The sequence below is a fragment of the Pseudomonas frederiksbergensis genome, from assembly GCF_003732665.1.
GTDB lineage: Bacteria > Pseudomonadota > Gammaproteobacteria > Pseudomonadales > Pseudomonadaceae > Aquipseudomonas > Aquipseudomonas frederiksbergensis_G.
In genome coordinates, this window is sequence record NZ_MOBP01000167.1 from 1 (window position 1) to 296 (window position 296).

At 60.8% G+C, this 296-nt stretch carries 1 protein-coding gene; it reads left to right on the forward strand.

The genetic code is table 11. The annotated features are described in order from the left end of the window. On the forward strand, positions 1-296 hold a 296-nt coding region (locus tag BK665_RS33650; RefSeq protein ID WP_123410658.1), incomplete at both ends, for an aldehyde dehydrogenase family protein.

Below are 296 nucleotides of genomic sequence, written 5' to 3' on the forward strand. Positions count from 1 at the left end.
GGCCCGCTGCATCGGTGAAGAAACCGGTAAACCACTGTGGGAATCGGCCACCGAAGTCACCAGCATGGTCAACAAGATTGCCATCTCGATTCAGAGCTACCGCGAACGCACCGGCGAGAAGAGCGGCCCGTTGGGCGACGCCACCGCCGTGTTGCGCCACAAGCCGCACGGTGTGGTGGCGGTGTTCGATCCTTACAACTTCCCGGGTCATTTGCCCAACGGTCACCTCGTTCCAGCGTTGCTGGCGGGTAACAGCGTGCTGTTCAAACCAAGCGAATTGACGCCGAAAGTCGCCG